The 24,069-nt window shown below is 72.3% G+C and carries 22 protein-coding genes and 1 tRNA gene; 14 read left to right on the top strand and 9 right to left on the bottom strand.

Going from position 1 to position 24,069, the window contains the following annotated elements:
- Positions 1-13: 13 nt before the first annotated feature.
- Positions 14-1,651: an ABC transporter substrate-binding protein gene (locus tag AB6N24_RS00425; protein ID WP_412867493.1), complete on the bottom strand. Its 1,638-nt coding sequence runs from the start codon at positions 1,649-1,651 to the stop codon at positions 14-16.
- Positions 1,652-1,821: 170 nt separating this feature from the next.
- On the opposite strand from AB6N24_RS00425, the gene AB6N24_RS00420 reads away from it, so the two are divergent.
- Positions 1,822-2,637, top strand: coding sequence for a class I SAM-dependent methyltransferase (locus tag AB6N24_RS00420; protein ID WP_412867492.1), 816 nt, complete (start codon positions 1,822-1,824; stop codon positions 2,635-2,637).
- Positions 2,638-2,800: 163 nt separating this feature from the next.
- Here AB6N24_RS00420 and AB6N24_RS00415 read toward each other — a convergent pair whose 3' ends face one another.
- The 3 genes from AB6N24_RS00415 to polA all read right to left on the bottom strand — a co-directional run bounded on the left by AB6N24_RS00415 (position 2,801) and on the right by polA (position 7,729).
- On the bottom strand, positions 2,801-4,459 hold the full coding sequence (locus AB6N24_RS00415; RefSeq protein ID WP_412867491.1) for a solute symporter family protein: 1,659 nt from the start codon (positions 4,457-4,459) through the stop codon (positions 2,801-2,803).
- Positions 4,456-4,791 (bottom strand): DUF485 domain-containing protein, encoded by a 336-nt coding sequence (locus AB6N24_RS00410; protein WP_412867490.1) that lies wholly within the window; start codon positions 4,789-4,791, stop codon positions 4,456-4,458. Before AB6N24_RS00410 ends, AB6N24_RS00415 begins: the two co-directional genes overlap by 4 nt.
- A 181-nt stretch (positions 4,792-4,972) precedes the next feature.
- Positions 4,973-7,729 (bottom strand): DNA polymerase I, encoded by a 2,757-nt coding sequence (polA, locus tag AB6N24_RS00405; RefSeq protein ID WP_412867489.1) that lies wholly within the window; start codon positions 7,727-7,729, stop codon positions 4,973-4,975.
- On the opposite strand from polA, the gene AB6N24_RS00400 reads away from it, so the two are divergent.
- Positions 7,728-8,144 carry a PaaI family thioesterase gene (locus AB6N24_RS00400; RefSeq protein ID WP_412867488.1) on the top strand — a complete coding sequence of 139 codons (417 nt, stop codon included), beginning with the start codon at positions 7,728-7,730 and terminating at the stop codon, positions 8,142-8,144. The two genes, polA and AB6N24_RS00400, sit on opposite strands and share 2 nt — an antisense overlap.
- On the opposite strand, the gene AB6N24_RS00395 is transcribed toward AB6N24_RS00400, so the two are convergent.
- Entirely contained in the window at positions 8,057-8,773 is a 717-nt protein-coding gene (locus AB6N24_RS00395) for a GNAT family N-acetyltransferase (RefSeq protein ID WP_412867487.1), read from the bottom strand. The two genes, AB6N24_RS00400 and AB6N24_RS00395, sit on opposite strands and share 88 nt — an antisense overlap.
- Positions 8,774-9,104: 331 nt before the next feature.
- Between AB6N24_RS00395 and AB6N24_RS00390 the strand changes: the two genes are divergently transcribed.
- The 4 genes from AB6N24_RS00390 to AB6N24_RS00375 are packed head-to-tail and all read left to right on the top strand — an operon-like array spanning position 9,105 to position 13,312.
- The gene (locus AB6N24_RS00390; RefSeq protein ID WP_412867486.1) at positions 9,105-10,511 is read left to right on the top strand and encodes a branched-chain amino acid ABC transporter permease; all 1,407 of its coding nucleotides are present in this window, start codon (positions 9,105-9,107) and stop codon (positions 10,509-10,511) included.
- A gap of 14 nt (positions 10,512-10,525) precedes the next feature.
- Positions 10,526-11,512, top strand: coding sequence for a branched-chain amino acid ABC transporter permease (locus AB6N24_RS00385; protein ID WP_412867485.1), 987 nt, complete (start codon positions 10,526-10,528; stop codon positions 11,510-11,512).
- The gene (locus AB6N24_RS00380) at positions 11,502-12,461 is read left to right on the top strand and encodes an ABC transporter ATP-binding protein (RefSeq protein WP_412867484.1); all 960 of its coding nucleotides are present in this window, start codon (positions 11,502-11,504) and stop codon (positions 12,459-12,461) included. The genes AB6N24_RS00385 and AB6N24_RS00380 overlap by 11 nt, the downstream gene beginning before the upstream one ends.
- Positions 12,458-13,312 (top strand): ABC transporter ATP-binding protein, encoded by an 855-nt coding sequence (locus AB6N24_RS00375; RefSeq protein WP_412867483.1) that lies wholly within the window; start codon positions 12,458-12,460, stop codon positions 13,310-13,312. The genes AB6N24_RS00380 and AB6N24_RS00375 overlap by 4 nt, the downstream gene beginning before the upstream one ends.
- A gap of 519 nt (positions 13,313-13,831) precedes the next feature.
- Here the strand turns inward: AB6N24_RS00375 and AB6N24_RS00370 are convergent.
- Both AB6N24_RS00370 and AB6N24_RS00365 read right to left on the bottom strand, forming a co-directional pair.
- A complete protein-coding gene (locus AB6N24_RS00370) occupies positions 13,832-15,091 on the bottom strand; it encodes an ABC transporter substrate-binding protein (RefSeq protein ID WP_412867482.1) in 1,260 nt (419 codons plus the stop codon).
- A 197-nt stretch (positions 15,092-15,288) separates the two neighbouring features.
- Positions 15,289-15,966, bottom strand: a complete 678-nt coding sequence (locus tag AB6N24_RS00365) for an ANTAR domain-containing response regulator (RefSeq protein WP_412867529.1) — start codon at positions 15,964-15,966, stop codon at positions 15,289-15,291.
- A 111-nt stretch (positions 15,967-16,077) separates the two neighbouring features.
- On the opposite strand from AB6N24_RS00365, the gene AB6N24_RS00360 reads away from it, so the two are divergent.
- The 5 genes from AB6N24_RS00360 to AB6N24_RS00340 all read left to right on the top strand — a co-directional run bounded on the left by AB6N24_RS00360 (position 16,078) and on the right by AB6N24_RS00340 (position 17,890).
- Positions 16,078-16,151, top strand: a tRNA-Leu gene (locus tag AB6N24_RS00360).
- 241 nt (positions 16,152-16,392) lie between these two features.
- Positions 16,393-16,779 (top strand): hypothetical protein, encoded by a 387-nt coding sequence (locus tag AB6N24_RS00355; RefSeq protein WP_412867481.1) that lies wholly within the window; start codon positions 16,393-16,395, stop codon positions 16,777-16,779.
- 55 nt (positions 16,780-16,834) lie between these two features.
- Entirely contained in the window at positions 16,835-16,966 is a 132-nt protein-coding gene (locus AB6N24_RS00350; protein ID WP_412867480.1) for a hypothetical protein, read from the top strand.
- Positions 16,967-17,202: 236 nt separating this feature from the next.
- A complete protein-coding gene (locus AB6N24_RS00345) occupies positions 17,203-17,721 on the top strand; it encodes a SixA phosphatase family protein (RefSeq protein WP_412867479.1) in 519 nt (172 codons plus the stop codon).
- A 19-nt stretch (positions 17,722-17,740) separates the two neighbouring features.
- Positions 17,741-17,890, top strand: a complete 150-nt coding sequence (locus AB6N24_RS00340) for a hypothetical protein (RefSeq protein WP_412867478.1) — start codon at positions 17,741-17,743, stop codon at positions 17,888-17,890.
- A gap of 52 nt (positions 17,891-17,942) precedes the next feature.
- Here the strand turns inward: AB6N24_RS00340 and AB6N24_RS00335 are convergent, their stop codons facing one another.
- A complete protein-coding gene (locus AB6N24_RS00335; RefSeq protein WP_412867477.1) occupies positions 17,943-19,484 on the bottom strand; it encodes an MFS transporter in 1,542 nt (513 codons plus the stop codon).
- Positions 19,485-19,802: 318 nt separating this feature from the next.
- Complete coding sequence (locus AB6N24_RS00330) at positions 19,803-20,555, bottom strand: NAD(P)-dependent oxidoreductase (protein WP_412867476.1); 753 nt, start codon at positions 20,553-20,555, stop codon at positions 19,803-19,805.
- A gap of 96 nt (positions 20,556-20,651) precedes the next feature.
- On the opposite strand from AB6N24_RS00330, the gene AB6N24_RS00325 reads away from it, so the two are divergent.
- The 3 genes from AB6N24_RS00325 (at position 20,652) to AB6N24_RS00315 (ending at position 23,958) form a co-directional block, all read left to right on the top strand.
- Positions 20,652-21,368 (top strand): TetR/AcrR family transcriptional regulator, encoded by a 717-nt coding sequence (locus AB6N24_RS00325; RefSeq protein WP_412867475.1) that lies wholly within the window; start codon positions 20,652-20,654, stop codon positions 21,366-21,368.
- A 102-nt stretch (positions 21,369-21,470) separates the two neighbouring features.
- Positions 21,471-22,139: a GAP family protein gene (locus AB6N24_RS00320; RefSeq protein WP_412867474.1), complete on the top strand. Its 669-nt coding sequence runs from the start codon at positions 21,471-21,473 to the stop codon at positions 22,137-22,139.
- 16 nt (positions 22,140-22,155) lie between these two features.
- Positions 22,156-23,958 carry a SulP family inorganic anion transporter gene (locus AB6N24_RS00315; protein ID WP_412867473.1) on the top strand — a complete coding sequence of 601 codons (1,803 nt, stop codon included), beginning with the start codon at positions 22,156-22,158 and terminating at the stop codon, positions 23,956-23,958.
- Positions 23,959-24,069 lie beyond the last annotated feature (111 nt).

The following is a 24,069-nucleotide window of genomic DNA, read 5'->3' as shown; positions in this document are numbered from 1 at the left end:
AGCCTGCACGCCCTCAGTCCTCGATGGTGATGACGTTGTAGACCTCGTCCTGGACCGGCGACGCCGGGTACCCCTGGATCTCGGGCTTGAACGCCAGCGACGGGACCGGGTGCGCGAGCGGGACGCCCGGGAGCAGGTCCATGATCTGCGCGTTGACCTCCTCGTAGGCGGCCTTCTGCTCCTCGGCGCTCGGCTGGTACCGCGCGTCGCCGAGGGCCTGGAAGAGCTCCGGGTTGTCGAAGCCCCACTCGTTCGACTTCGCGCCGAAGAAGACGCCGACGAAGTTGTAGGTGTCGTTGTAGTCACCGGTCCAGCCGAGCAGGTGGATGCCGTGGTCCGGCGTGCCCTGCATGCGGTCGAGGTAGTCGGGGCTCCAGGGCTCCGGGACCGGGTTGACCGTGATCCCGACGGCCGCGAGGTCCGCGCTGATCGCCGTGAAGACCTGCTCGGGCGTCGGCATGTACGGCCGCGACACGTTCGTCGGGTAGTTGAAGTCGATGGTGAGGTTCGACTTGCCGGCCTCGGCGAGGAGCGCCTTGGCCTTCTCCGGGTCGTAGTCGTACGTCGCGACGTCCGGGTTCCAGCCCGAGACGCTCGGCGGCACGAAGTTCGTGGCGACCTCGGTGCCCTCGGGCAGCGTCTGCGCGACCAGCGACTCCTTGTTGATCGCGTGGGCGATCGCCTGGCGCACCTTGAGGTCCGCGAGGTCGGGGTTCGCCTGGTTCATCGCGAGGTACAGGATGTTGAAGGGGTCGCGGTTGACGATCTGGAAGCCGGCCTCCTCGAGCGCGTCCACGTCGGCCGGGCCGACGAGGTCGTAGCCGTCGATGTCGCCGGCCTGCAGCGCCTGCCGGCGCGCGGTCGCGTCGGAGATCACGCTGAAGACGATGCGCTTGACCTGGCCCTGCTCGCCCCAGTAGTCCTCGTTCGCCGTCAGGACGACCTGCTCCCCCGGGTTCCACGAGTCGAAGACGTACGGGCCGGTGCCGGTCGGGTGCGCGGTCGCGTACTCGGGCAGCACGGGCGCGTCGCCCTCGCCGGTCACGCCGTCGGCGTCGTACTCCTCGAGCGCGGTCGGCGACTGCATCGAGAACGACGGCAGCGACAGCGCGGAGACGAGCTCGGGCAGCGGGCTCTTGAGGTTGATGACCGCGGTCGTCGCGTCGGGAGCCTCGCAGCTCTCGTACTTGCCGGTGCCGTTGAGGCTCTCGGTGTCGCTCGTCGCGAACCCGCCGTTCACCTTCTGCCAGTAGTACGACAGGCTCTCCGACTGCAGGACGCCCGTGAAGTTGTTCCACCGCTCGAAGTTGAAGCACACGGCGTCGGCGTCGAAGTCCGTGCCGTCGTGGAACTTCACACCCTCCTTGAGCTGGAAGGTGTACTGCAGGCCGTCCTCGCTCGTCTCCCAGGACTCGGCGAGCAGCGGGGCCGGGTCGGGCGTGCCCGGCTCGGTGCCCACGAGGCCCTCGAAGATCTGGCGCCCGACGCGGAACGACTCGCCGTCGTTGGCGAAGGCCGGGTCGAGCGACGCGGGGTCGGCCGACGCTGCGAAGATGAAGGTGTCCCGCGCGCCGTCCGACGTCTCCTCGGCGGTGCCGCCGCCGTCGCGGTCACTCGCCGCACATCCGGTCAGGACGAGGCCTACGGCCACGCCTGACGCTGCGAACCTCAGGAAGGTCCTCACACGATCACCTCTCGTCGACGGTCCGCCCAGGCACACGTGCGCCTGGGCGGGGAGGCCCCGACCGTAGGTGCAGGTGGTCACGCGGATGTTACGCACCGGTATCCAACTGGAACCCACAGAAAGTACATCAGCCGAGCATGAACTCCACACAGCCCGACGATCCGCTGGCCGACGCCGGGTACCGCGACGTCCCCGCCGAGGCCGGCGGGCGGGCGGGGCGGACGTGGTGGGACGCCAACGCCGCCGACTACCTCGCGGAGCACGGGGACTTCCTCGGCACCGCCGACTTCTGCTGGTGCCCCGAGGGCCTGCGCGAGGCCGACGCCGGCCTGCTGGGCGACCTCACCGGTGCGCGCGTGCTCGAGGTCGGCGCGGGCGCGGCGCAGTGCTCCCGGTGGCTCGCCGCCCGCGGGGTCGACGTCGTCGCGACCGACGTCGCGCACGGCATGCTCGCCGCGGGAGCAGGGTACGACCGGCCCGGGCGCCCCCCGACGCCGCTCGTGCAGGCCGACGCGCGCGCGCTGCCCTTCGCCGACGCGAGCTTCGACGTCGCGTTCACGGCGTTCGGGGCGATCCCGTTCGTGCCCGACGCGGTGCGCGTGCACCAGGAGGCGGCCCGCGTGCTGCGTCCCGGCGGCCGCTGGGTGTTCTCGGTCACGCACCCGCTCCGCTGGGCGTTCCCCGACGACCCCTCCGAGCACGGGCTGACCGCGTCGCGCTCCTACTTCGACCGACGGCCGTACGTCGAGACCGGCGAGTCCGGGGCCGTGCTCTACGCCGAGTACCACCGCACGCTGGGGGACCACATCGCCGACCTCGTGGCCGCGGGCTTCACGATCGACCGGCTCGTGGAGCCGGAGTGGCCGGCGGGGCACGATCGCACGTGGGGCGGGTGGGGACCGGTGCGCGGGCGGCTGCTGCCCGGGACGGCGATCTTCGTGACGCACCGCTGACCCGCCCCGCCGTTCGCGGGCCGCCGGCGCGGCGCTGCGAGGCCGCGGAGAGAGGCCGCCGGCGCGCCGCTGCGAGGCCGCCCGCGCGCCGAGGTCGCGGCGCGGGAGTCCCCGCACCGCGACCTCGGACACGTGCTGCGCCGGACGACCGGCTCGGCGCCGGCTAGTGCACCGTCGCCTTCTCGGCGCCCGCCCCGGTGAGCGAGCGGACCTCCATCTCGGCGAACTTCTCCCGGTCCGGCCGCTCCTTGCTCAGCAGCGTGCCGAGGATCCCGAGCAGGAACCCGAGCGGGATCGAGACGATCCCCGGGTTGTCGAGCGGGAACCAGTGGAAGTCGACCGACGTGTCGCGGATCATCGACAGGCTCGCCCCGGTCGCGGGGTCGACCTTGCCGGACACGACCGGCGAGAACGCGATGAGCACGACGCAGGAGATCAGGCCGCCGTACATGCTCCAGAGCGCCCCGGTCGTGTTGAACCGCTTCCAGAACAGCGAGTAGATGATCGTCGGCAGGTTCGCGCTGGCCGCGACCGCGAAGGCGAGCGCGACGAGGAACGCGACGTTCTGCCCGTTGGCGAAGATGCCGCCGACGATCGCCAGGATGCCGATCACCACGACGGTGATCCGGGCGACCTTGACCTCGCCGTCCGGGTTCACCTCGCCGTGCTTGATGACGGACGCGTAGATGTCGTGCGCGAACGACGCCGCCGCCGTGATCGTCAGACCCGCGACGACCGCGAGGATCGTCGCGAAGGCGACCGCCGAGATGATCCCGAGCAGCACGACGCCGCCGAGCTCGAACGCGAGCATCGGCGCCGCCGAGTTCACGCCGCCCGGGGCCGCCTTGATGGCCTCCGGCCCGACGAGGGCACCCGCGCCGTACCCGAGCACGAGGGTGAACAGGTAGAAGACGCCGATGAGCCAGATAGCCCAGACGACCGAGCGCCGCGCCTCCTTGGCGGTCGGGACGGTGTAGAAGCGCATGAGCACGTGCGGCAGGCCCGCCGTGCCGAGGACGAGCGCGAGCGCGAGCGAGAGGAAGTTGAGCTTGCTCATGCCCGACGCGCCGTACTGCTTGCCCGGCTCGATGAGCGCCTCGCCGCCCTCGCCCGCCGCGTCGACCGCACCCTGGAGCAGCGCCGAGAAGTCGAAGCCGTACCGCGCGAGGACCCAGACCGTCATGATCCCGGCGCCCGCGATCAGCAGGATCGCCTTGATGATCTGCACCCAGGTGGTGCCCTTCATGCCGCCCACCAGGACGTACAGGATCATGAGGGCGCCCACGACGGCGATCACGAGCCCCTGGCCCGCGGTCCCCTCGATGCCCAGCAGGAGCGCGACGAGACCGCCCGCACCCGCCATCTGCGCGAGCAGGTAGAAGAACACGACCGCGAGGGTCGCCAGCGCCGCCGCCATCCGCACCGGGCGCTGGCGCAGCCGGAACGACAGGACGTCGGCCATCGTGAACCGACCGGTGTTGCGCAGCAGCTCGGCGACGAGCAGGAGGGCGACGAGCCACGCGACGAGGAACCCGATCGAGTACAGGAACCCGTCGTACCCGTTGATCGCGATCGCGCCGCAGATGCCGAGGAAGCTCGCGGCCGACAGGTAGTCGCCGGCGATCGCGGTGCCGTTCTGCGGGCCGGTGAACGACCGCCCCGCGGCGTAGTAGTCGGCCGCCGTGCTGTTGTTCTTGGACGCCCGGAAGACGATGACGAGCGTCACGACGACGAACGCCCCGAAGATCGCGATGTTGAGGACCGGGTCCCCGATCTGCTCCGACTCGGCGGCGAGCACCGCGGAGCCCAGGACCGCGCTCATACGATCTCCCCGTCCTCGATGTGGCGGCGGAGCCGCTCGGCGACGGCGTCCTGCCGCTTGTTGGCCCAGCTCGCGTAGATCATCGTGATCGCGAAGGTCGAGACGAACTGGCCGAGGCCGAAGAGCAGGCCGACCGTGATGTTGCCGGTGACCCGGATGCTCATGAAGTCGTGGGCGTAGGCGGCCAGCAGCACGTACAGCAGGTACCAGGCGAGGAAGAACGCCGTCATCGGGAACACAAAGTTCCGGAAGCGCCGGCGCAGCTGCTGGAACTCCTGGGAGTTCTGCACGCGTTCGTAGTCGGTCTCGGGATGCTCTACCACGTCGGCCATACGTCCTCCGAGGGGGTTCGGGAGGTGGCCTCGTCGCCACCCGGCGACCACTGTGGCGTAGTTCACACCGGATTGCCAGAGATGTGGATACCGTTCTCTACGGCTCCGACCAGGCCAACGGCGCGCCGCTCCCCCGGCCGGGGAGGCGACGCGCCGCGGGGCCAGCGGTCGTGCGCGTGCCTCAGTGACCCGCCTCGTGCCAGCTCGTCCCTACCCCGACCGAGACGTCGAGCGGCACCGACAGCTCGGCCGCCGAGCCCATCTGCGCGCGGACGAGGGCCTCGACCTCCTCGCGCTCCCCCGGCGCCAGCTCGAGCACGAGCTCGTCGTGCACCTGCAGCAGCAGCCGCGAGCCGAGGCCGCGCGCCGTGAGCTCGCGCTCGACACCGAGCATCGCCACCTTGATCAGGTCCGCCGCGCTGCCCTGGATCGGGGCGTTGAGCGCCATCCGCTCGGCCATCTCGCGGCGCTGCCGGTTGTCGCTCGTGAGGTCCGGGAGGTAGCGCCGCCTTCCCATGATCGTCGCCGTGTACCCCGTCGCGCGGGCCACGTCGACGACGCCGGTCAGGTACTCGCGCACGCCGCCGAACCGGGAGAAGTAGTCCTCCATGAGCTTCGCGGCCTCGCCGACCTCGATGTTCAGCTGCTTGGACAGCCCGAACGACGACAGCCCGTACGCGAGCCCGTAGCTCATCGCCTTGATCTTCGAGCGCATCGCGGGCGTGACCTCGTCCGTCGGCACGGAGAACACCCGCGAGCCCACGTAGGAGTGCAGGTCCTCGCCCGAGCGGAACGCCTCGATGAGGCCCTCGTCGCCGGACAGGTGCGCCATGATGCGCATCTCGATCTGCGAGTAGTCCGCCGTGAGCAGCGTGTCGTAGCCCGGCCCGACGACGAACGCGCGCCGGATCTGGCGCCCGGCCTCGGTGCGGATCGGGATGTTCTGCAGGTTCGGGTCGGTCGAGGACAGGCGCCCGGTCGCCGCGATCGTCTGCTGGAACGTCGTGTGGATGCGCCCGTCGTCCGCCACCGAGCGGAGCAGCCCCTCGACGGTCTGGCGCAGGCGGATCGCGTCCCGGTGCGCGAGCAGGTGCTCGAGGAACGGGTGCTGCGTGCGCTCGAACAGGTCCTGGAGCGCTGCGGCGTCCGTGGTCCAGCCGGTCTTGTTCTTCTTGGTCTTCGGCATCTGGAGCTGGTCGAAGAGCACCTCCTGGAGCTGCTTCGGGGAGCCCAGGTTGACCTCGCGGTCGATCACCGCGTACGCCTCGGCCGCCGCGTCCTTGACCGCGGCGTCGAACTCCGCCTCGAGCCCGGAGAGGTAGCCGGTGTCGGCCGCGATGCCGCGGCGCTCCATGCGCACGAGCACGTCCTCGAGAGGCAGCTCGAGCTCGGCGAGCAGCGCGGCCGCACCCCGGTCGGCCAGCTCGCCCTGCAGCACCTCGGCGAGCTCCACGACGGCGGCCGCCTGCCCCGCCGACCTCTGGTTCTCGTCGGAGCCGTCGAGCTCGAGGTCGAACGCACCCTGCGTCCCGGAGTCCGGCGACTCGGCGGCGGACAGCTCGCGGTGCAGGTAGCGCACGACGAGCGACGGGAGGTCGTAGGCACGCTGGTCGGGGTGGCACAGGTACGCCGCGAGCTCGGTGTCGAACACGACGCCCGCGAGGTCGAACCCGCGGCCGACGAGCGCGTGCCACGCGTTCTTCGCGGCGTGCACGGCCTTCTCCGCGTTCGGCTCCGCGAGCCACGCCGCGAGCGTCGCCTCGTCCGCCGGGTCCAGCGACGCGAGGTCGAGCGCGATCGCCGACGACCCCGCGTCGGCGATCGCGACGCCCCACGCGTCCCCGCCCGAGGGTCGGGCGCTCCCCCGCACGTCGAGGCCGAGCGTCCGGCCCGCCCGCTCCGCGAGCCACGCGGCGAGGCCGCCGGGCTCGAGCCGGTCGAGGGGCACCGCGTCCCCCGGCTCGACCGCCGGCGCCGCCTCGGGCAGCGAGGCGAACAGCCGCTCGCGCAGCGCCGTGAACTGCAGCGAGTCGAACACGCGGTGCATCGCCTCGCGGTCCCACGGCTGCACCCCGAGGTCCTCGGGCTGCAGCGGGAGCTCGAGGTCCGTGAGCAGGTGGTTGAGCCGGCGGTTCACGATCACCTGGTCGAGGTGCGCGCGCAGGCTCTCCCCCGCCTTGCCGCCGATCTGGTCGACCGAGGCGATGATCCCGTCGAGCCCGCCGTACGCCGCGATCCACTTCGCGGCCGTCTTGGGGCCGACACCAGGCACGCCCGGGAGGTTGTCGCTGGTCTCGCCCACGAGCGCGGCGAGGTCGGAGTACCGCTCGGGCCCGACGCCGTACTTCGCGAGGACCGCCTCGGGTGTCATGCGCGTGAGCTCGGACACACCGCGGATCGGGTAGAGCACCGTCACCGCGTCGTTGACGAGCTGGAACGAGTCGCGGTCGCCCGAGCAGAGCAGGACCTCGATGCCGGCCGCGCGAGCCTGGGTCGCGAGGGTCGCCAGCACGTCGTCGGCCTCGTAGTTCTCCTTCTCGATCACGGGGACCCGCATCGTCGCGAGGATCTCCTTGATCAGCGGCACCTGGCCCTGGAAGGGCTGCGGCGTCTCGTCGCGCGTGCCCTTGTACGCCGGGTACTGCTCGGTGCGGAACGTCGTGCGGCCCACGTCGAACGCGACCGCGAGGTGCGTCGGCGCCTCGTCCGCGAGGATCTTGGCGAGCATCGACGTGAAGCCGTAGACCGCGTTCGTGGTCTGGCCGCTCGTGGTCGAGAAGTTCTCCGCCGGCAGGGCGAAGAAGGCGCGGAACGCCATGGAGTGCCCGTCGATGAGCAGCAGGCGCGGGGCGCCCGGCGCGGGGACGAACGGGAGGGCGGTCGCGGCGGGGGCGCCGGCTGGCGATGCGTCGGTCACGGGTGCCAACCTATCGGGCATGACTGACGCTGGCCGCGAGCCGCAGCACCCCTCGACCTACCCCGGGACCCTCATCGAGCGCATGGGCATCGTGATCCAGGAGGTCGGCCCGGACCGCGTCGTCGGCACGATGCCGGTCGAGGGCAACACCCAGCCACAGGGGCTCCTGCACGGCGGGGCTTCGGCCGTGCTCGCCGAGACGCTCGGGTCGGTCGCGGCGAACGCGCACGCGGGCGAGGGCCGGATCGCGGTCGGGATCGAGCTCAGCGCGACGCACCACCGCTCGGCGCGCAGCGGGCTCGTGACGGGCACCGCGACCGCGGTGCACCTCGGGTCGACCCTCGCGACCTACGAGGTCGTCGTCGAGGACCCGGAGTCGCGACGCGTCTGCACCGCGCGGCTGACCTGCATGCTCATCGCGGACCGCCGCGGCTGATCGGCGCTGGCGGCCGGTGGCACGAAGCGCACCTCGGCCGTCTCGGACCGGGCGGCGGCCCGGACCTGTCGGCGCCGCGCGATGAGGTCCTCGAGCCCGCGCGCAGCCCCCCGGCGGACGACCGGCGCGCCCGCGGAGTCCCCCGCGAGCCGGCGCTGCAACGAGCTCGTGCTCACCACCCGGTACGCCGCCGCGGGGGCGAAGCCCAGCCGGGCGAAGAACCGGAGCATCCCCCGCGCCCCCGGCAGCGGGGCCGCGTACACCTCGCTCGCGCCGGCCTCCGCCGCGAGCTCGAGCGCGCCGGACAGCAGCGCGTGCCCCAGGCCCCGGCGCCGCGCGTCGGGTGCCACGTAGAGCGCCTCGAGCGTCAGGCTCGCCTCGTCGGTGAACGGGCTCGGCCCGACGAGACGCCCGAGCAGCAGGCCGCTCGTGCGGCCGTCGAGCGTCCCGACCAGGACCTGCCCGCCCGGCGTCGCGAGCAGCGTGCCGATCTGCTGGCGGAGCCGCTCGCGATCGTTGCTGCACAGCTGCGCGCCCACGGTCGACTCCGCGCGCGCCACGAGGCACAGGTCCACGATCTCGGGGAGGTCGCCCGGCTCGGCGGGACGGACCTGGACACCAGGGCGCACGGACGTCGGCCTCCTCACGGTGCTGGCGGGTCGCGGGTGGGGGGTCCGGCGACCAGGGCGACGATGCCCCTCGATCATGGCAAAGCCTGCCCCGTCTGCCTAGTCCGGTTGGACGCCCGACCGGATGACGTCTGCGCGAACGTCCGAAAGGTCACACCGGATGGGGAAAGATGGTCGAATGGCGCTCGCACCACCGCGCGTCGTGTCACATGGCGGACACAAACCCCACCTAAGGTCCTGCCCACTTGGAGGACCGCGCCACCCCGGCAACGTCGCCGGGAGAGAAGCACGCCCCACCCTGATGCCAGAACACCACGGATGGAGGTCCCAGGTGCGCCGAGTCGCGACCACGGGCCGTTCCCAGCACCGCGCGCGCCGCAACCTCGCGCTCGCGGTGCTCACCTTGCTCCTGACCACCACAGCAGTGCTCACGTCGTCGGGCGCGGCCACCGCCGCCACCGCGGCGCAGTGCGTCACCGACGCGTCGACCGCGTGCGTGGGCGGCACGATCCGCACCGCGGCGGGCGAACCGGCCGTGGGCGTCCAGCTCACCGTCGACGGCCCCGGCGGGACCGTCGAGGCGGAGACCGCGGCCGACGGCCGCTGGTCCGCTGCCGTGACCACCGCGGGCGACTACGTCGTCACCCTCGACGAGGAGACGCTCCCCGCAGGCGAGACCCTGCGTGACCCCGCCGCCAACCCGCGCACCGTCGCGGTGCGGCTGGGCTCGTCGGCCGGGGCCCTCTTCCCGCTCGGCGCCCCCGCGGCCGGTGGCGGGTCCGGCGCGACGCCCGAGCCGGGCGCGAGCGCGGCACCGGGCACGAACGCGCCGTCGAGCGGCACGTCGGGCGGCATCACCGCGCAGCGCGTGCTCCAGCAGACCGTGAGCGGGCTGGTCTTCGGGCTGCTCCTCGCGCTCGCGTCGGTCGGCCTGTCGCTCATCTACGGCACGACGGGCCTGAGCAACTTCGCGCACGGCGAGCAGGTCACGCTCGGCGCCCTGCTGGCGTACTTCGGCGTGCAGGTCCTCGGCCAGCCGCTCGTGGTCGCCGGGATCTTCGCCGTCGTCGTCGGCGCGGCGTCCGGCTGGGCGCAGGACGCCGGCATCTGGCACAAGCTCCGCAAGCGCCGCCTCGGCGCCACGCAGCAGATGATCGTCACGATCGGCCTGTCGATGGTCCTGCAGTACACGTTCCAGTACTTCGTGGGCGGCGGTCCGCTGCGCATCGTGCGGGAGAACCCGATCCCCGTGCGGATCGGCCCCGTCCTGCTCAACCAGCAGTCGATCTACTCGGCGCTCATCGCGCTCGTCGCGATCGCGGCCGTCGGGTACTTCCTGCTGGCGACCCGGACCGGACGAGCGACCCGCGCGGTCTCGGACAACCCCGCGCTCGCGGCCGCGTCGGGCATCTCCGTCGAGCGCATCGTGCGCATCGTCTGGACGCTCAGCACCGGCCTCGCCGCCCTCGGCGGCGTGCTCCTCGGCCTCTACTTCAACGCGACCGCGTGGAACATGGGCGGCGCGATCCTGCTGCTCATGTTCGCCGCCGTGACGCTCGGCGGGCTCGGCACCGCGTTCGGCGCCCTCGTGGGGTCGATCGTCATCGGGCTCGTCGTCGAGCTGTCGACGCTCGTGATCCCGTCGGACATGCGCTACGCCGGGGCGCTCGTGATCCTCATCCTCGTCCTTCTCATCCGACCCCAGGGCATCCTGGGCCGGGCTGAGCGCATCGGCTGACGGAGGCCTCCCCCATGGACTGGACCAGAATCCTGACGAACGTCGCGGGCGAGATCATCGCCCCGACCACGGCCGCCTACGCGCTCGCCGCCATCGGCCTCAACGTGCACTTCGGCATGACCGGGCTCCTGAACTTCGGCCAGGCCGGCTTCATGCTCATCGGCGCCTACGGCTTCGCGATCGCCTCGATGGCCGGGTGGCCGGTGTGGGCGGCGGTCCTCGTCGCGATGGCCTGCGCCGTCGTGTTCGCGCTCGTCCTCGGCATCCCGACGCTCAAGCTCCGCGGCGACTACCTGTCGATCGTCACGATCGCCGCGGCGGAGATCGTCCGCCTCGTCGGACGCTCGACCTCGCTGACCTGGCTGACCGGCGGCAACGCCGGGCTCGCGGGCGACAGCTTCAAGGGCCCGTTCCAGGACCTCTCACCGCTGCCCGACGGCAACTTCGGCATCGGGCCGTGGGAGTACTCGAACAACCTCTCCAACAGCTGGTGGGTGCGCATCGTCGGCTGGGCGCTCGTCGCGCTCGCGTGCCTGACGATCTGGCTGTGGATGCGCAGCCCCTGGGGCCGTGTGCTCAAGGGCATCCGCGAGGACGAGGACGCCGTGCGCTCGCTCGGCAAGAACGTCTACTCGTACAAGATGCAGGCGCTCATCCTCGGCGGGACGTTCGGGGCCGTGGCCGGGATCGTCTACGCCCTCCCACGAGCGGTCCAACCGGACTCCATGGGCCGCCCGATGACGTTCTACATCTGGACGATCCTGCTGCTGGGCGGCGCCGCGACGGTGTTCGGCCCGGTCCTCGGGTCGATCCTCCTCTGGACCACCCTCATGCTCATCAAGACGGTGCTGCGCGACGTCGTCCCCACGACCGTCATGCGTTCGGAGCAGATCGAGATGCTGGGGTGGGTCCTCGTCGGGCTCACGCTCATGCTGCTCGTGATCTTCCGACCACAAGGCATCCTCGGAGACCGCAAGGAGCTGGCGATCGATGTCCGCTGAGACCCCCACACCCACGGCGACGACCGGGGTCGCCACGAGCCGCAAGGCGCAGGTCGCCCGCGACCTCGCCGACGTCCCGCACGCCCCCGGCGCGCCGAAGCCCGACGCGATCCTCGTCGCGGAGAGCGTGACGCGGACGTTCGGTGGCATGACCGCCGTCGACGTCGACCACCTCGAGGTCCAGCGCGGGGCCATCACGGCCCTCATCGGACCCAACGGCGCCGGCAAGACGACCCTGTTCAACCTGCTCACGGGCTTCGACCGGCCGAACACCGGCACGTGGAGCTTCGAGGGCCGCTCCCTCGGACGGGTCCCCGCCGGCAAGGTCGCGCGTGCCGGCATGGTGCGCACCTTCCAGCTGACCAAGGCGCTGTCACGCATGACCGTGATCGAGAACATGCGGCTCGGTGCGACGGACCAGCCCGGGGAGAACCTCCTCACCGCGCTCGTGCCGCCGCTGTGGCGCAGCCGCGAGGCCGAGATCACCGCGCAGGCCGAGGACCTGCTCGCGCGCTTCAAGCTGCTCGAGAAGAAGGACGACTTCGCGGGCTCGCTGTCCGGTGGTCAGCGCAAGCTCCTCGAGATGGCGCGGGCGCTCATGACGAAGCCGACGATGGTCATGCTCGACGAGCCGATGGCCGGGGTGAACCCGGCGCTCACGCAGTCGCTGCTCGGCCACATCGAGACGCTCCGCGACGAGGGCACGACCGTGCTCTTCGTCGAGCACGACATGCACATGGTGCGTCACATCTCCGACTGGGTCGTCGTCATGGCGGAGGGACGCATCGTCGCGGAGGGCCCGCCCGAGACCGTCATGCACAACCAGGCCGTCGTCGACGCGTACCTGGGAGCACACCACGACACCGACCTCGGGGACGACAGCCTGCTCACCGACGACGTCGCCGAGCAGCTCGAGGCCGAGGCCCTCGTCGAGAAGGAGCAGCGATGACCGCCCAGCCGAGCGCGACGAGAGACGACCTGCACCGCGGGGCGCCCGCGGGCGAGCCGCTGCTGGCCGCCACGGACCTGATCGCCGGGTACCTGCCGGGCGTCGACATCCTCAACGGGTGCAACCTCGTGTGCCACCCCGGTGAGCTCGTCGGCATCATCGGCCCGAACGGCGCCGGGAAGTCCACGCTGCTCAAGGCCCTCTTCGGCCTCGTCACGATCCGCTCCGGCACCGTGACGCTCCAGGGCGAGGACATCACCAACCACCGCGCCGACTCCCTCGTGCGCCGCGGGGTCGGGTTCGTGCCGCAGAACAACAACGTGTTCCCCTCGCTGTCCATCGAGGAGAACCTGCAGATGGGCGTGTTCCAGGCGCCCAAGACGTTCAACGAGCGGTTCGACTTCATCGTCGACCTCTTCCCGACGCTCGGCGAGCGGCGCAAGCAGAGCGCCGGGTCGCTCTCCGGCGGCGAGCGCCAGATGGTCGCGATGGCGCGTGCGCTCATGATGAACCCGTCGGTGCTGCTGCTCGACGAGCCGTCCGCGGGCCTGTCCCCCGTGCGCCAGGACGAGACGTTCCTGCGGACGCGGCGCATCAACAAGGCCGGCGTGTCGGTCGTGATCGTCGAGCAGAACGCCCGCCGCGCGCTGCAGATCTGCGACCGCGCGTACGTGCTCGACCAGGGCCGCAACGCGTACTCGGGCCCGGGTCGCCAGCTCATGAACGACCCGAAGGTCATCGAGCTGTACCTCGGGACGCTCGCGACCGACGTCGAGAGCGCCGCGAGCCACACCGCGGACGGCCCGGCCGTCTCGACGGCCAAGCCGCTCGGCGGTGACCCGACGCTCTGACGCCGGGCGCAGGACGCGACGAAGGGCCGGGGTCGAGGACCCCGGCCCTTCGTGCTGCCCGGCGGGCGGGGCGAAGTCCCGGGGCGCGGGCGCCGGTGCATGACGCCCGTCGCACGCGGCCCCGTCGGCGTGGCCGTCGCGCCCCCGGGTCGGGTGGCGGCCCGAGTGCGGCGTAGCGACACCTGCGTCGGGTGCGCACCCTGCAGGGCTGTCGCTGCCGACCAGGACCGGTGTGCCCCCACAGTGTTGCCGTGGCGAGCCCGCGACACGGGTGCCGCGCCGGGCTGCCGTGCCCGATGCGGGCGCGTCGGTCCCGCTGGGCGCCGGCGGCGCGGCTGCCCGAGCCCCGACCTGAGCCGTGACGGGCCCGGGTCGACGAGCGCCGCGCGTCGTCGGCCCACGCAGCGAGCGGGACGGCGCAGGCACGACGACGGCCCGGTGGGATGTCACCCACCGGGCCGTCGTCGTGCGGTGCGGAGCCGCGGGTGACGTCCTCGCGGACGTCACCCGGGGGTCAGGTCAGAGCTCGCCGAACTCCGCCTTGATCCACGTGTACTTGTTGTCCTCGCCGTACTTGTAGATCCCGATGAACGCCGACGACGGGTCGTTGTCGTCGTTGAACGAGCCGGCACCGGAGACCGCCTTGTACGTGATCTCGTCGCCCGCCTCGAGCGCCTCGATGCCCTCGGCGAACGTGGAGACCTCGGTGCCACCGTTCGCGCCGGAGACCGCCGCGAGGTTGGCCTGGATGGTCTTGCCGTCCGTGCCGCCGCCCTTGACGGCCGCGAGGGCCGACAGGATCGTCGCGTCGTAGGACTCCGCCGCGTACGAGAAGTCCTTGAGCTCGGGGTCGATCTCCTTGAGGCGGCCCTGGAACTCCTCGTCCGGGAACGCGCCGGGGAGCGTGCCCTGCGCACCGGTCAGCGTGCCCGGCTCGAGGTCCGCCGAGTAGTCCGACAGGTTGCCGTCGACGAAGTACAGCTTCGAGGTGTCGAAGCCCTGCGCCTTGAGCTCGGGGACGATGAGCTTGGTCTGCTCGAACGCGATCACCGCGAGGGCGTCCGGGTTCGTCGCGAGCGCGTTGCTCACGATCGTGGCGTAGTTCTGCTCGGTCGGGTCGAACTCCTCACCGGGGTTGCCGTAGGTGAGCGTGCCGCCCGCGTCCTCGATCGTGGACTTCAGGACGTCGCGCAGCGACGTGCCGTAGTCCTCGTTGAAGACGAGCGCCGCGACGTTGGTGTAGCCGTCGCCGAGGATCAGGTTGCCGAGCGCCGCACCCTGGAGCAGGTCCGAGGGCGCCGTGCGGAAGTAGAACGGGTCGCGGCCCGAGAGGTCGGTCGCGGTGTTCGCCGGGGAGATCTGCACGACCTCGGCGTTCGTGATGTCGTCCACAACGTTGCGCGTGACCGACGACGACGCGGCACCGATGATGACCTGCACGCCCTTGCCGAGGAGGTCCGTCACGGACTGCGTGGCGACCTCGGCGTGGTCGGCGTCGGAGGAGTCCGCGTGCTCGACGGTCACGTCGTTGCCCAGGACACCGCCGGCCTCGTTGATCTCCTCGACGGCGAGGTTCACGCCGGCGATCTCGGGCGGGCCGAGGAACGCGAGCGAGCCGGTCTGCGGGAGCAGGGTGCCGATCACGAGCGCGTCGGTGCTGCCGGCGGCGCTCGTCTCCGACGGCTCCTCCGACGTTCCCGAGTCGGAGGAGCAGGCGGTCAGAGCGAGGGCGAGCGCGCCGGCAACAGCAAAGGCGCGGAGCCCGGTCGATCGAGTCATACGAGGTACCCCTTCGGTCACGGTCCTCTCGGCACGAGTGCCGAGGGTCGAACTGTGCGGGAAAGGTACCCATCCTTTGTGTCCGCGATGTGACTTGTACCGTCTCGGCTCATCTTGTTGCCGAGTTGTAACCAAGAGCGCACACGTGAGAAAGGCCCGGAACCGGTCGACCGGTCCGGGCCCTTCACCTGTTCGGGTCAGTCGCTGCCGCCGCCGACCTGCTCGATGACCGCGTCGGCGACCTCGCGCATCGTGAGGCGACGGTCCATCGACGTCTTCTGGATCCAGCGGAACGACTCGGGCTCCGTGAGGCCCATCTTCGTCATGAGCAGGCCCTTCGCCCGGTCCACGCGCTTGCGCGTCTCGAACCGCTCGGCGAGGTCCGCGACCTCGGACTCGAGCGCCGTGATCTGCGCGTACCGGGAGATGGCGATCTCGACGGCCGGGAGCAGGTCCGCGGGCGAGAACGGCTTGACGACGTAGGCCATCGCCCCGGCGTCGCGCGCCCGCTCCACGAGCTCGGTCTGGGAGAACGCGGTGAGCAGCACGACCGGCGCGAGGTGCGCCTTGCCGATCCGCTCCGCGGCGGAGATCCCGTCGAGCACCGGCATCTTCACGTCCATGACGACGACGTCCGGCTTGAGCTCGGTCGCGAGCTCGACCGCACGCTCGCCGTCGCCGGCCTCGCCCACGACGTCGAAGCCCGCCTCGCGCAGCGTCTCGACGACGTCCATGCGGATCAGCGCCTCGTCCTCCGCGACGACCGCACGGCGTGCCGGACGCGCCGGCGCCTCGTCCTGCGGCTCGGGGGCCGACGTCGGCTCCCCCGTGGCGGTCAGGTCGAGAGCGGTGGCCGACTCGTCGGTGGAGGGCATGCTCGGCTTCGCGTCCTTGGTGCTCACGGCGCACAGCCTAATGCCGGAACCCCAGGTTCGGGCACGACGGGCGCACGTCGGCCCGGGCGGGTCGCGGTACCCTGCTGCGCGGCCCCGATAGCCCAATCGGCAGAGGCGTTCGGCTCAAACCCGATCCAGTGTGGGTTCGAATCCCACTCGGGGCACTGCGTCTGCGCAGGTCGGACCCTGTGGACCTCCTCACTCGAATGGCCCAGCCGTGCTGCCTTCGGGCGACGATCTGGCGCGCCGAGCCTCGGGCGGCGGCAGCGGGGGACGCGATGCGCGCTCGACGAGCTGAGCGCCGCACGCAGGTGACGGGTTGCAGCCGCCACGTCGGAGAGTGGACGAACCGCCTGGACTCCCCGATGATGACGAGGACGCGTGTCGAGGCATGGGGGCGATCCGGTGATCCCGAAGCAGACGGCCGCCAGCGTCGAGCTTCCCGCATCGACCTCCGTCGTCTGGCGCGTTCTGACGAGCGTCGTCGAGGGTGACCAGGGCGAGGTCTGGCACCTCGAGCACACCGACGTCTCGCTCGACGTGGTCGCCCCCGGTGAGGCCGCCGACGGGTCCGCGCGATGGGAGGGACTCGACTTCCGAGTCGCCGTGCACCTCGTCCCGATGGCCACGGGCGGGACGCTCCTGCTGCTGACCGCCGATCCCGTCGCCGAAGCACATGGCGTGCGCGCGACTGCGCACGCCTCGGCGTCGCACCGCCTCGCGCGACACGACCTGGAGAAGGTGGCTCTGGCCGTCGGCCGAAAGATCGCTGAGCTCGACGACGGTCCGTAGTCACCGAACTGCTGGACCCGACGAGAAGCGCGCCCGGATCGAGGCCGTCCGCCCCGTGCTCGCCCAGTTCGACGACGACGGCACGGACCACGCCGTCGTCGGCACACCGGACCCGCTGATCATCGGCCCCGCCCAGGTCGTGCCCGGCGCGGCCGACGAGGGCGCGCGACCGTTCCCGACGCCCTGAGCTCTCGTCCCGCGGTCCCGACCTGACGGGCCGGCCGCGGGAGGACGCCGACGGCGACGGCAGGGACGCGCCTGGGTCGTTGAGGCGCGAGGCACATGAACGTGTGCCGAACGCTGCGCGACCTCGCGGGCGTCGTGCACCGTGCGGCCCGGTTCACGGTGTGAACTGGTGACACGACGCGAGTACCGAGGTCGGGCAGCGGGCCGTCGCCTGCGCCCCTCGCCCGAGGAGGACCGATGTTCGTTCTGGTGCGGCACGCGCACGCGGGTGACAAGCACCGCTGGACCGGACCTGACGTCGCACGCCCGCTCACCCAGCGCGGCCAGGTGAGTGCCGCCCACGTCGCCGACACGCTCGCCGCCCTCGGCGTCACGCGCCTGCTCAGCAGCCCGGCGCTGCGCTGCGTCCAGACGCTCACCCCGGCTGCCGGGCGCACGTCGATCCCCATCGAGACGATCCAGGCGCTCGCGGTCGGCGCGCCCGTCGACGAGCTGCTCGTGCTCCTGCGGTCCCGGGCTGCGGTCGGTGCTGCGCTGTGCACGCACGGAGAGACCCTTGCCGACCTGTCCGCGGCGTGGCTCGCCTCGGGTTCGGTCCGCATCGACGACGCCGGGCCTGGCGACGGACTCGCCTCGACCCCCAAGGGCGCGTGCTGGGTGGTCGAGGGCTACCCCGGCCCCGACGCGGCGGCGCGCTACGTGCCACCCCTGGGTGCTGACGCCGACGAGCCGTCCCGGGGCCCTGATCGGGCCTGAGCACCCCACGGTGCCGCCCATGAGCACCGAGACGTACGGGCAGCTCGTCGACGAGGCCCGCGCCCGGGCGGGAGCCGTCGCCGGCACCGTGGCCGACAGGGACGAGGTGGCGCAGGCGCTGCGCGGGCTGCGCTGCCCGCGCCTCACGGCGGTCTTCGTCGACGGCTGAGCGCCGCCGTCGGACCGACGTCCCACCGGTCACGGCGCCCGCTGCCCCGTCGTCAGCCGAGCCCCATCCCGTCGAGCGGGGCGGACGCTCTCAGGTCGGGCAGCCGCAGCATCCGGAAGGAGTTAGCGAGCCCGAGCAGCCCCGCCAGGAGCGGCACCAGCAGCGCCACCTGCAGCGAGCGGTCCCGCGCCTGCGCGTTGATGGCCAGGACCTCGGCCTCGACGTCCGCGGGCTGCCCGGTGAGCTGCTGCTCGAGCTGCGTGTTGCTCATCACCTGCGCGTCCTCCTCGAGCACGGCGGCGATCTGCTGCTGCTCGGCGACGGGGATGACCTCGCTGCTCTCGCTGAGCTGCGAGAAGTTCAGCGACAGCGCCGCCAGCATGATCCCGCCCGCCATCGCCAGCCCGAAGGAGAGACCGAAGGACCCGGCTGCGGAGTTGACGCCGGCGGCCTCGCTGACGCGCTCCTCCTCGACCGGGGCAAGCGTGTAGTTGTTCAGCTGCGAGACCAGCAGCCCGAGACCGCAGCCCACGACTGCGAGCGGGAGCGCGAGGTACCAGCCGCTGTCCACCCGCGGGACGAGCGGCATCATGGCGACGACCCCGACGCTCGTCAGCAGGAACCCTGTCCGGATCACCGCCGCGGGCCGCCGGTCGCCGGCTCGTCTGCCGGCCACCAGCGCCGTGCCGAACATGGTCAGGGAGAGCGGGGCGAGCGCGAGGCCGGCCTCCAGCGCGTTGTACTCGAGCGTCATCTGGAGGAACAGCGGCAGCGCGATCATCGCCCCACCCAGCGTGACCTGCTGCAGCATCTGCCCGGACACTCCTGCGGTGAAGTTCGGGTGGCGGAACAGCTCCGGGTCGAGCAGCGTCACCCGCCCCGCACGCTTGCGCCGGACGAGCCACCGGGCGAGCGTCGCGAGGGCGACGGCGCCGACCACCATGAGCAGGCCGACGTACTCCCCGCCCTCCTGCCAGACCAGGATCCCGAGCACGACGCCGCCCATGCCGAGGACGGAGAGGACGGCGCCGCCGACGTCGACCCGCCTCGAGCCGGTGTAGGGGACATCCCGGACCAGCCGGATCTGGCTCAGGACCACGGCGATGATGACCGCCTCCAGCGCGAAGCCGACGCGCCACGACAGGAACGTCGTGACGAAGCCGCCGAGCAGCGGGCCGATCGCGGCGGCGATGGCCGCAGCGGCTCCGACGAGCGCGTAGGCCTGCTTCTGCGCGGCACCGGAGAAGTTCCCGTGGATCAGCGACTGCATCGCGGGCAGCAGCAGAGAGGCCCCGAGCCCCCCGATGACCGCCCAGAAGACGACGATCGCCGTGAGGCTCTGCGCGAGCGTCATGGCCAGGGCCCCGACGGCATAGGCGAGCAGGCCCAGGACGTACGCGCGCTTGCGCCCGATCAGGTCCCCGACCTTGCTGTTGATGAGGATGAACGCAGCCGAGACGAGCGCTTCGAGCGCGATCGCGGACTGCACGCCGCTCGCCGTGGTGCCGAGGTCGGTGACGACGGCGGAGATCGACACGTTCATCAACGACGTGTCGACCACCAGCACGAACATCGCCGCTGCGAGCAGGAGCATCAGGCGGCGGCTCCCCGAGCCCTCGCGCGGCGTTCCTGCGTCGGGCCCTGGACCGACGCGGTCTCCTCGGGTCACGGCCCTCCGTCCGGTCCTGGTCCCTGCGGCGAGCCCGGCGGGCCGTCGCCCGTGGGAGGACGTGCCTCGAGCGCCGAGTTCGATCGATCTCCCGCACGGTAGGGACGCCGCCGCCGCGGCGCCTCACACCCGACGGGTGAACACCGCGCTCGTGGCCACCGCCCCGCCGGCGTCACTGCCTCCGCGGGACGTCCGCCGTCGGACTCGGGAGGAGGGGCCCCGGAGCGCGCGGGCAGCTCCGCGTCACGGCACCGGAGCGGAGCCGACCGGTCCGGCTGCCGCGAGCGCTCGCTGCGCGGACGGCGTGGCGCGGCCCACGATCGCCGGCGCGACCCCGACGAGGGTGTCGTCGGTCAGCGCGTCGACCATGAACCTCGCGAAGTCGACCCGGCGGGTCATGTTGCTGGCCAGCGCGGGGTCGCCGACGTGGCGGCGCCAGATCGGCAGCCCCTGGCTCTCGCCCTCCTCGAGGTCGCTGCCGCGCACGACGGTCCAGCGGGTCGCGCTCGCGAAGATGCGCCGGCACGCCTCGACCTGGTCGTCCAGGTCGGCGACGCGGAGCAGCCGGGCCACCGGCCCGAAGACCCGCACGGTGGCGCGCAGCCGCAGCGAGTAGCGGTCCCGGCCGTCGGCGGAGATGTGCCAGCCGCAGGAGAAGACGAGCCGGGCGCCCGGAGCCGCGTGGTCGAGCACGGCCTGCGCGGTGCCCGTCGAGTAGCCCGTGAGCCCCCACGGGACCAGGACCGTGAGCACGCCGTCGCAGCCGTCGACAGCGCGCGCGATGACGTCACGGTCGTCGGTCGCACCCGGGACGACGGTGATGCGGCCGGCGACGTCGTCGAGCTTGGGCACGCTCTGCTCGCGGCAGACCGCGACGACGTCGTAGCCGCGGTCGAGCGCGTGGCGGACCATGTACCGCCCCAGCTTGCCGGAGGCACCGACGACGCAGACCCTCCGGGCCGGTGCGGGGCTTGCAGGATCGTGGGGCTGACTCATCTCGGTCTCCTCGTTCCCCGGGCTTACGAGTGTAAGGCTGGTGTCTCGACGTTAGACTTACACTCGTAAGGGCGTCAACCGTCTGGAGGGCCCGCCGTGCCGTCAGCTTCGCCCCGCCGCCCTGCGCTGAGCCGCGCCCGGGTCATCGAGGCCGCGGTGCAGGTGGCCGACGCCGGAGGTGTCACCGCGGTCACGATGCGCCGGGTGGCCGAGCACCTCGGCGTCGAGGCGATGTCGCTGTACCACCACGTCGCGAACAAGGACGTGATCCTCGACGCGCTGGTCGACCACGTCTTCGCCGAGATCGACCTCCCCTCCGCTGGCGAGGAGTGGCGGTCGGCGATGCACCGCCGGGCGTCCTCGGCGCGTGCCGCGATCCGGCGCCACTCCTGGGCGCTCGGGCTGATGGAGTCCCGGCGGAACCCCGGGCACTCGACGCTGCGGCACCACGACGCCGTCCTCGGCTGCCTGCGCGGCGCCGGGTTCTCCGTGGCCGAGGCAGCGCACGCCATCTCGCTGCTCGACAGCTACGTCTACGGCTTCGTGCTGCAGGAGACGACCCTGCCGTTCCAGACCAGCGCTGAGCTCGAGGACGTCGCAGCAGGCCTCCAGGCCGCGATGCCGGCCGGGGAGTACCCGCACCTGACCGAGCTCATGGTCCAGCACGCCCTGCGGCCCGGCTACGCCTACGCCGACGAGTTCGACATCGGGCTCGACCTGATCCTCGACGGCCTCGCACACCGGCTCACCGCACCGCAGGTCGGGGCTCCTCCCCCGGACCGGGTGAGGCGACACGCCTCGGGCGCCTCGTAACGTCGCGGAGCCGCAGCCGTGCGGTCCACGACCCGGGCTCCGGGTCCAGGCGGGGGGCTGTGTGATGAGCATCCAGCGAGCGGTCGTGCGGGTGGCAGGCTGATGGGGCCGGCGATCGGGCAGTCGCTGCCCGTGGCCGTCGGCATCCTCCTGTCGCCGATGCCGATCGTGGCGGTCGTCCTGATGCTGGTGACGCCACGCGCCCGGACGAACAGCGTGGCGTTCGTGCTGGCGTGGCTCGTGGGCCTCTTCGTGGCGGGCGCGGTCGTGCTGCTCGTGGTGGGCGCGGCGTCCGGGGACGCGGGTCCCACCCCGGTGTGGTTGTCGTGGGTCAAGATCGTGCTGGGCCTGGGCGCGGTGCTCGTGGCCGTCCGGCAGTTCCGGGGCCGACCCCGACCAGGCGTCGAATCACCGGCGCCGGCGTGGATGGCGGCGATCGACGCCTTCACCCCGGTCAAGGCCGCCGGGTTGGGGCTGCTGCTGAGCGTCGTGAACCCGAAGAACCTCCTGCTGCTGGTCTCCGGTGCGGCGGCGATCGCCGGAGCGACCTCGGACCGCGGCACCCAGCTCGCCGCGCTGGCGGTGTTCACCGTGGTGGCGACCCTGGGCGTGGCGGCCCCGGTCGTCGTCTACCTGGCGACGGGCCCGCGCGCCGCCCACCTGCTCGAGGAGGTCCGGGTGTGGATGGTGCACAACAACGCGGTCATCGTGGCCGTCCTGATGCTGGTGATCGGCGCGAAGCTGGTCGGGGACGGGGTGAGTGCCCTGTGACGACCGACCCCCCGCGATGACCTCGGCTCCGGACGGGTCCGGCGCCCGCCCGCGGCCGGCGACGCGGGTGCTGTTCCCCAGCCTGCAGGGATACCGGCGCTCGTGGCTGCGCACGGACGTCCTCGCGGGGCTCACCGTGTGGGCCGTCCTCGTGCCGGAGTCGCTGGCCTACGCCACCATCGCCGGGGTGCCGCCGGTCGTGGGGCTGTACGCGGCAGTGCCCGCACTGGTCCTCTACGCGGCGCTCGGCAGCTCCCGGCACCTCGTGGTCGGGCCGATGTCCGCCACCGCCGCGCTCTCGGCGAGCGTCGTGGCCGTGTTCGCCCGGGGCGACGCCGCGGCGTTCGTCCTGCTCACCTCGGCCGTCGCACTCGTCACGGGCGTGCTGTGTGTGCTCGCTGGTCTCGCCCGGCTCGGGTTCCTCGCGTCGTTCATCTCCGAGCCGGTGCTCAAGGGGTTCATCGTCGGACTCGCGCTGATCATCATCGTCGGCCAGGTGCCGGCGCTGCTCGGGGTGGAAAAGGGCGCCGGCAACTTCTTCGAGAAGGCCGCCGCGGTGGTCTCCGAGCTGGGCGACGTCCACTGGCTCACCGCCGCGCTCGGCCTCACCGCGCTCGCCGTCGTCCTCCTGGTCAAGCGGTTCGCACCCGCGGTGCCCGGGTCCCTGCTCGTGGTCGGCCTGGGGGTGGCCGCCGTCCTGCTCCTGCGGCTCGACGAGAACGGCGTCGACGTCGTCGGGCCGATCGAGGCGGGACTGCCCGCGCTCGGCGTCCCCGCGGTCGACCGGACCACCTGGACCGACCTCGTGGGACCGGCAGCCGGCGTCATGCTCGTCGGCTTCGCCGAGGCGCTCGGCGCCGCCAAGACCTACGCCGCGCGGGCCGGCTACGACATCGACCCCGACCGGGAGCTCCTCGGCATGGGCGCCGCGAACCTCGGCTCGGGGCTGGCCGCCGGGATGATCGTGAACGGGAGCCTGTCCAAGACCGCGGTCAACGGCGGCGCCGGGGCCCGCTCCCAGCTCTCCGGACTCACCGCCGCGGCGCTCACCCTGGTCACGCTGCTGTTCCTCACCCCGGTGTTCGAGTCGCTGCCCGAGGCGGTCCTCGCCGCGGTCGTCATCGCCGCCGTCGTCGAGCTCGTCGACGTCCGGGCGCTGCGCCGGCTCTGGGGGCTCGCCACGCCCCGGATGCGCCGCCTCTACGGTCCCGCCGCCCGCTACGACGCCTACGCCGCGCTCGCCGCGATGGCCGGGGTCCTCGTGCTCGACACCCTCCCCGGACTGGTGATCGGGATCGTGCTGTCGATGTTCCTGCTGCTCGCGCGCGCGTCCCGACCGCACGTGGCCGTCCTCGTGCGCAACCGCGACGGGGTGTGGGTGGACGGGGCGCGGCGCGCCGCCCGGCGCACCGCTCCGTCCGGTCCGGCGCCCCGTGCGGGTGAGCCGCGTGCGCCGTCGGCCGGACCGGGACCCGTCGACGGAGTGCTCGTGGTGCGTCCGGAGTCCGGCCTGTTCTTCGCGAATGCGGAGAACGTGCGCACCCGCGTGCGCGAGCTCGTCGCAACCCAGCGGCCGCACGCCGTCGTGCTCGACGCCGAGACCGTGCCGTTCGTCGACTCCGCCGCGGCGGAGATGATCGTGACCCTCGACCGCGACCTCGCCCGCGTCGGCGCGACCCTCGTCGTCGCCCGCGACGTCGGCCAGGTCCGCGACGTCCTGCGCGGCACCGCCGACCTCCCCACCCTCTACCCGGACGTGGACACCGCGGTGGCGGCGGTCACCGCCTCGGCGGCGCCGGGGACGGCGGACACCTCGTGATCCGGGTCCTCGCCCGCGCGCCGACCTCCCGGCGTCAGCGGCCCTGGAGATCCTCCGCGCGCCGGCAGCACGAGGGACGCAGCCACGCGGTCGTCGCGGAGCCCGGCCACG

This window comes from Cellulomonas jepli (genome assembly GCF_047229345.1).
GTDB lineage: Bacteria > Actinomycetota > Actinomycetes > Actinomycetales > Cellulomonadaceae > Cellulomonas_A.
This window is presented reverse-complemented; position numbering and strand designations above follow the sequence as displayed.

What these genes read in the sequence shown, in the direction of transcription:
- AB6N24_RS00420 (WP_412867492.1), top strand. Translation starts at nt 1,822, where the DNA reads ATGAACTCCACACAGCCCGACGATCCGCTGGCCGACGCCGGGTACCGC.
- AB6N24_RS00415 (WP_412867491.1), bottom strand. Translation starts at nt 4,459, where the DNA reads ATGAGCGCGGTCCTGGGCTCCGCGGTGCTCGCCGCCGAGTCGGAGCAG.
- AB6N24_RS00410 (WP_412867490.1), bottom strand. Translation starts at nt 4,791, where the DNA reads ATGGCCGACGTGGTAGAGCATCCCGAGACCGACTACGAACGCGTGCAG.
- AB6N24_RS00400 (WP_412867488.1), top strand. Translation starts at nt 7,728, where the DNA reads ATGACTGACGCTGGCCGCGAGCCGCAGCACCCCTCGACCTACCCCGGG.
- polA (WP_412867489.1), bottom strand. Translation starts at nt 7,729, where the DNA reads ATGCCCGATAGGTTGGCACCCGTGACCGACGCATCGCCAGCCGGCGCC.
- AB6N24_RS00385 (WP_412867485.1), top strand. Translation starts at nt 10,526, where the DNA reads ATGGACTGGACCAGAATCCTGACGAACGTCGCGGGCGAGATCATCGCC.
- AB6N24_RS00380 (WP_412867484.1), top strand. Translation starts at nt 11,502, where the DNA reads ATGTCCGCTGAGACCCCCACACCCACGGCGACGACCGGGGTCGCCACG.
- AB6N24_RS00375 (WP_412867483.1), top strand. Translation starts at nt 12,458, where the DNA reads ATGACCGCCCAGCCGAGCGCGACGAGAGACGACCTGCACCGCGGGGCG.
- AB6N24_RS00370 (WP_412867482.1), bottom strand. Translation starts at nt 15,091, where the DNA reads ATGACTCGATCGACCGGGCTCCGCGCCTTTGCTGTTGCCGGCGCGCTC.
- AB6N24_RS00365 (WP_412867529.1), bottom strand. Translation starts at nt 15,966, where the DNA reads ATGCCCTCCACCGACGAGTCGGCCACCGCTCTCGACCTGACCGCCACG.
- AB6N24_RS00345 (WP_412867479.1), top strand. Translation starts at nt 17,203, where the DNA reads ATGTTCGTTCTGGTGCGGCACGCGCACGCGGGTGACAAGCACCGCTGG.
- AB6N24_RS00340 (WP_412867478.1), top strand. Translation starts at nt 17,741, where the DNA reads ATGAGCACCGAGACGTACGGGCAGCTCGTCGACGAGGCCCGCGCCCGG.
- AB6N24_RS00335 (WP_412867477.1), bottom strand. Translation starts at nt 19,484, where the DNA reads ATGCTCCTGCTCGCAGCGGCGATGTTCGTGCTGGTGGTCGACACGTCG.
- AB6N24_RS00330 (WP_412867476.1), bottom strand. Translation starts at nt 20,555, where the DNA reads ATGAGTCAGCCCCACGATCCTGCAAGCCCCGCACCGGCCCGGAGGGTC.
- AB6N24_RS00320 (WP_412867474.1), top strand. Translation starts at nt 21,471, where the DNA reads ATGGGGCCGGCGATCGGGCAGTCGCTGCCCGTGGCCGTCGGCATCCTC.
- AB6N24_RS00315 (WP_412867473.1), top strand. Translation starts at nt 22,156, where the DNA reads ATGACCTCGGCTCCGGACGGGTCCGGCGCCCGCCCGCGGCCGGCGACG.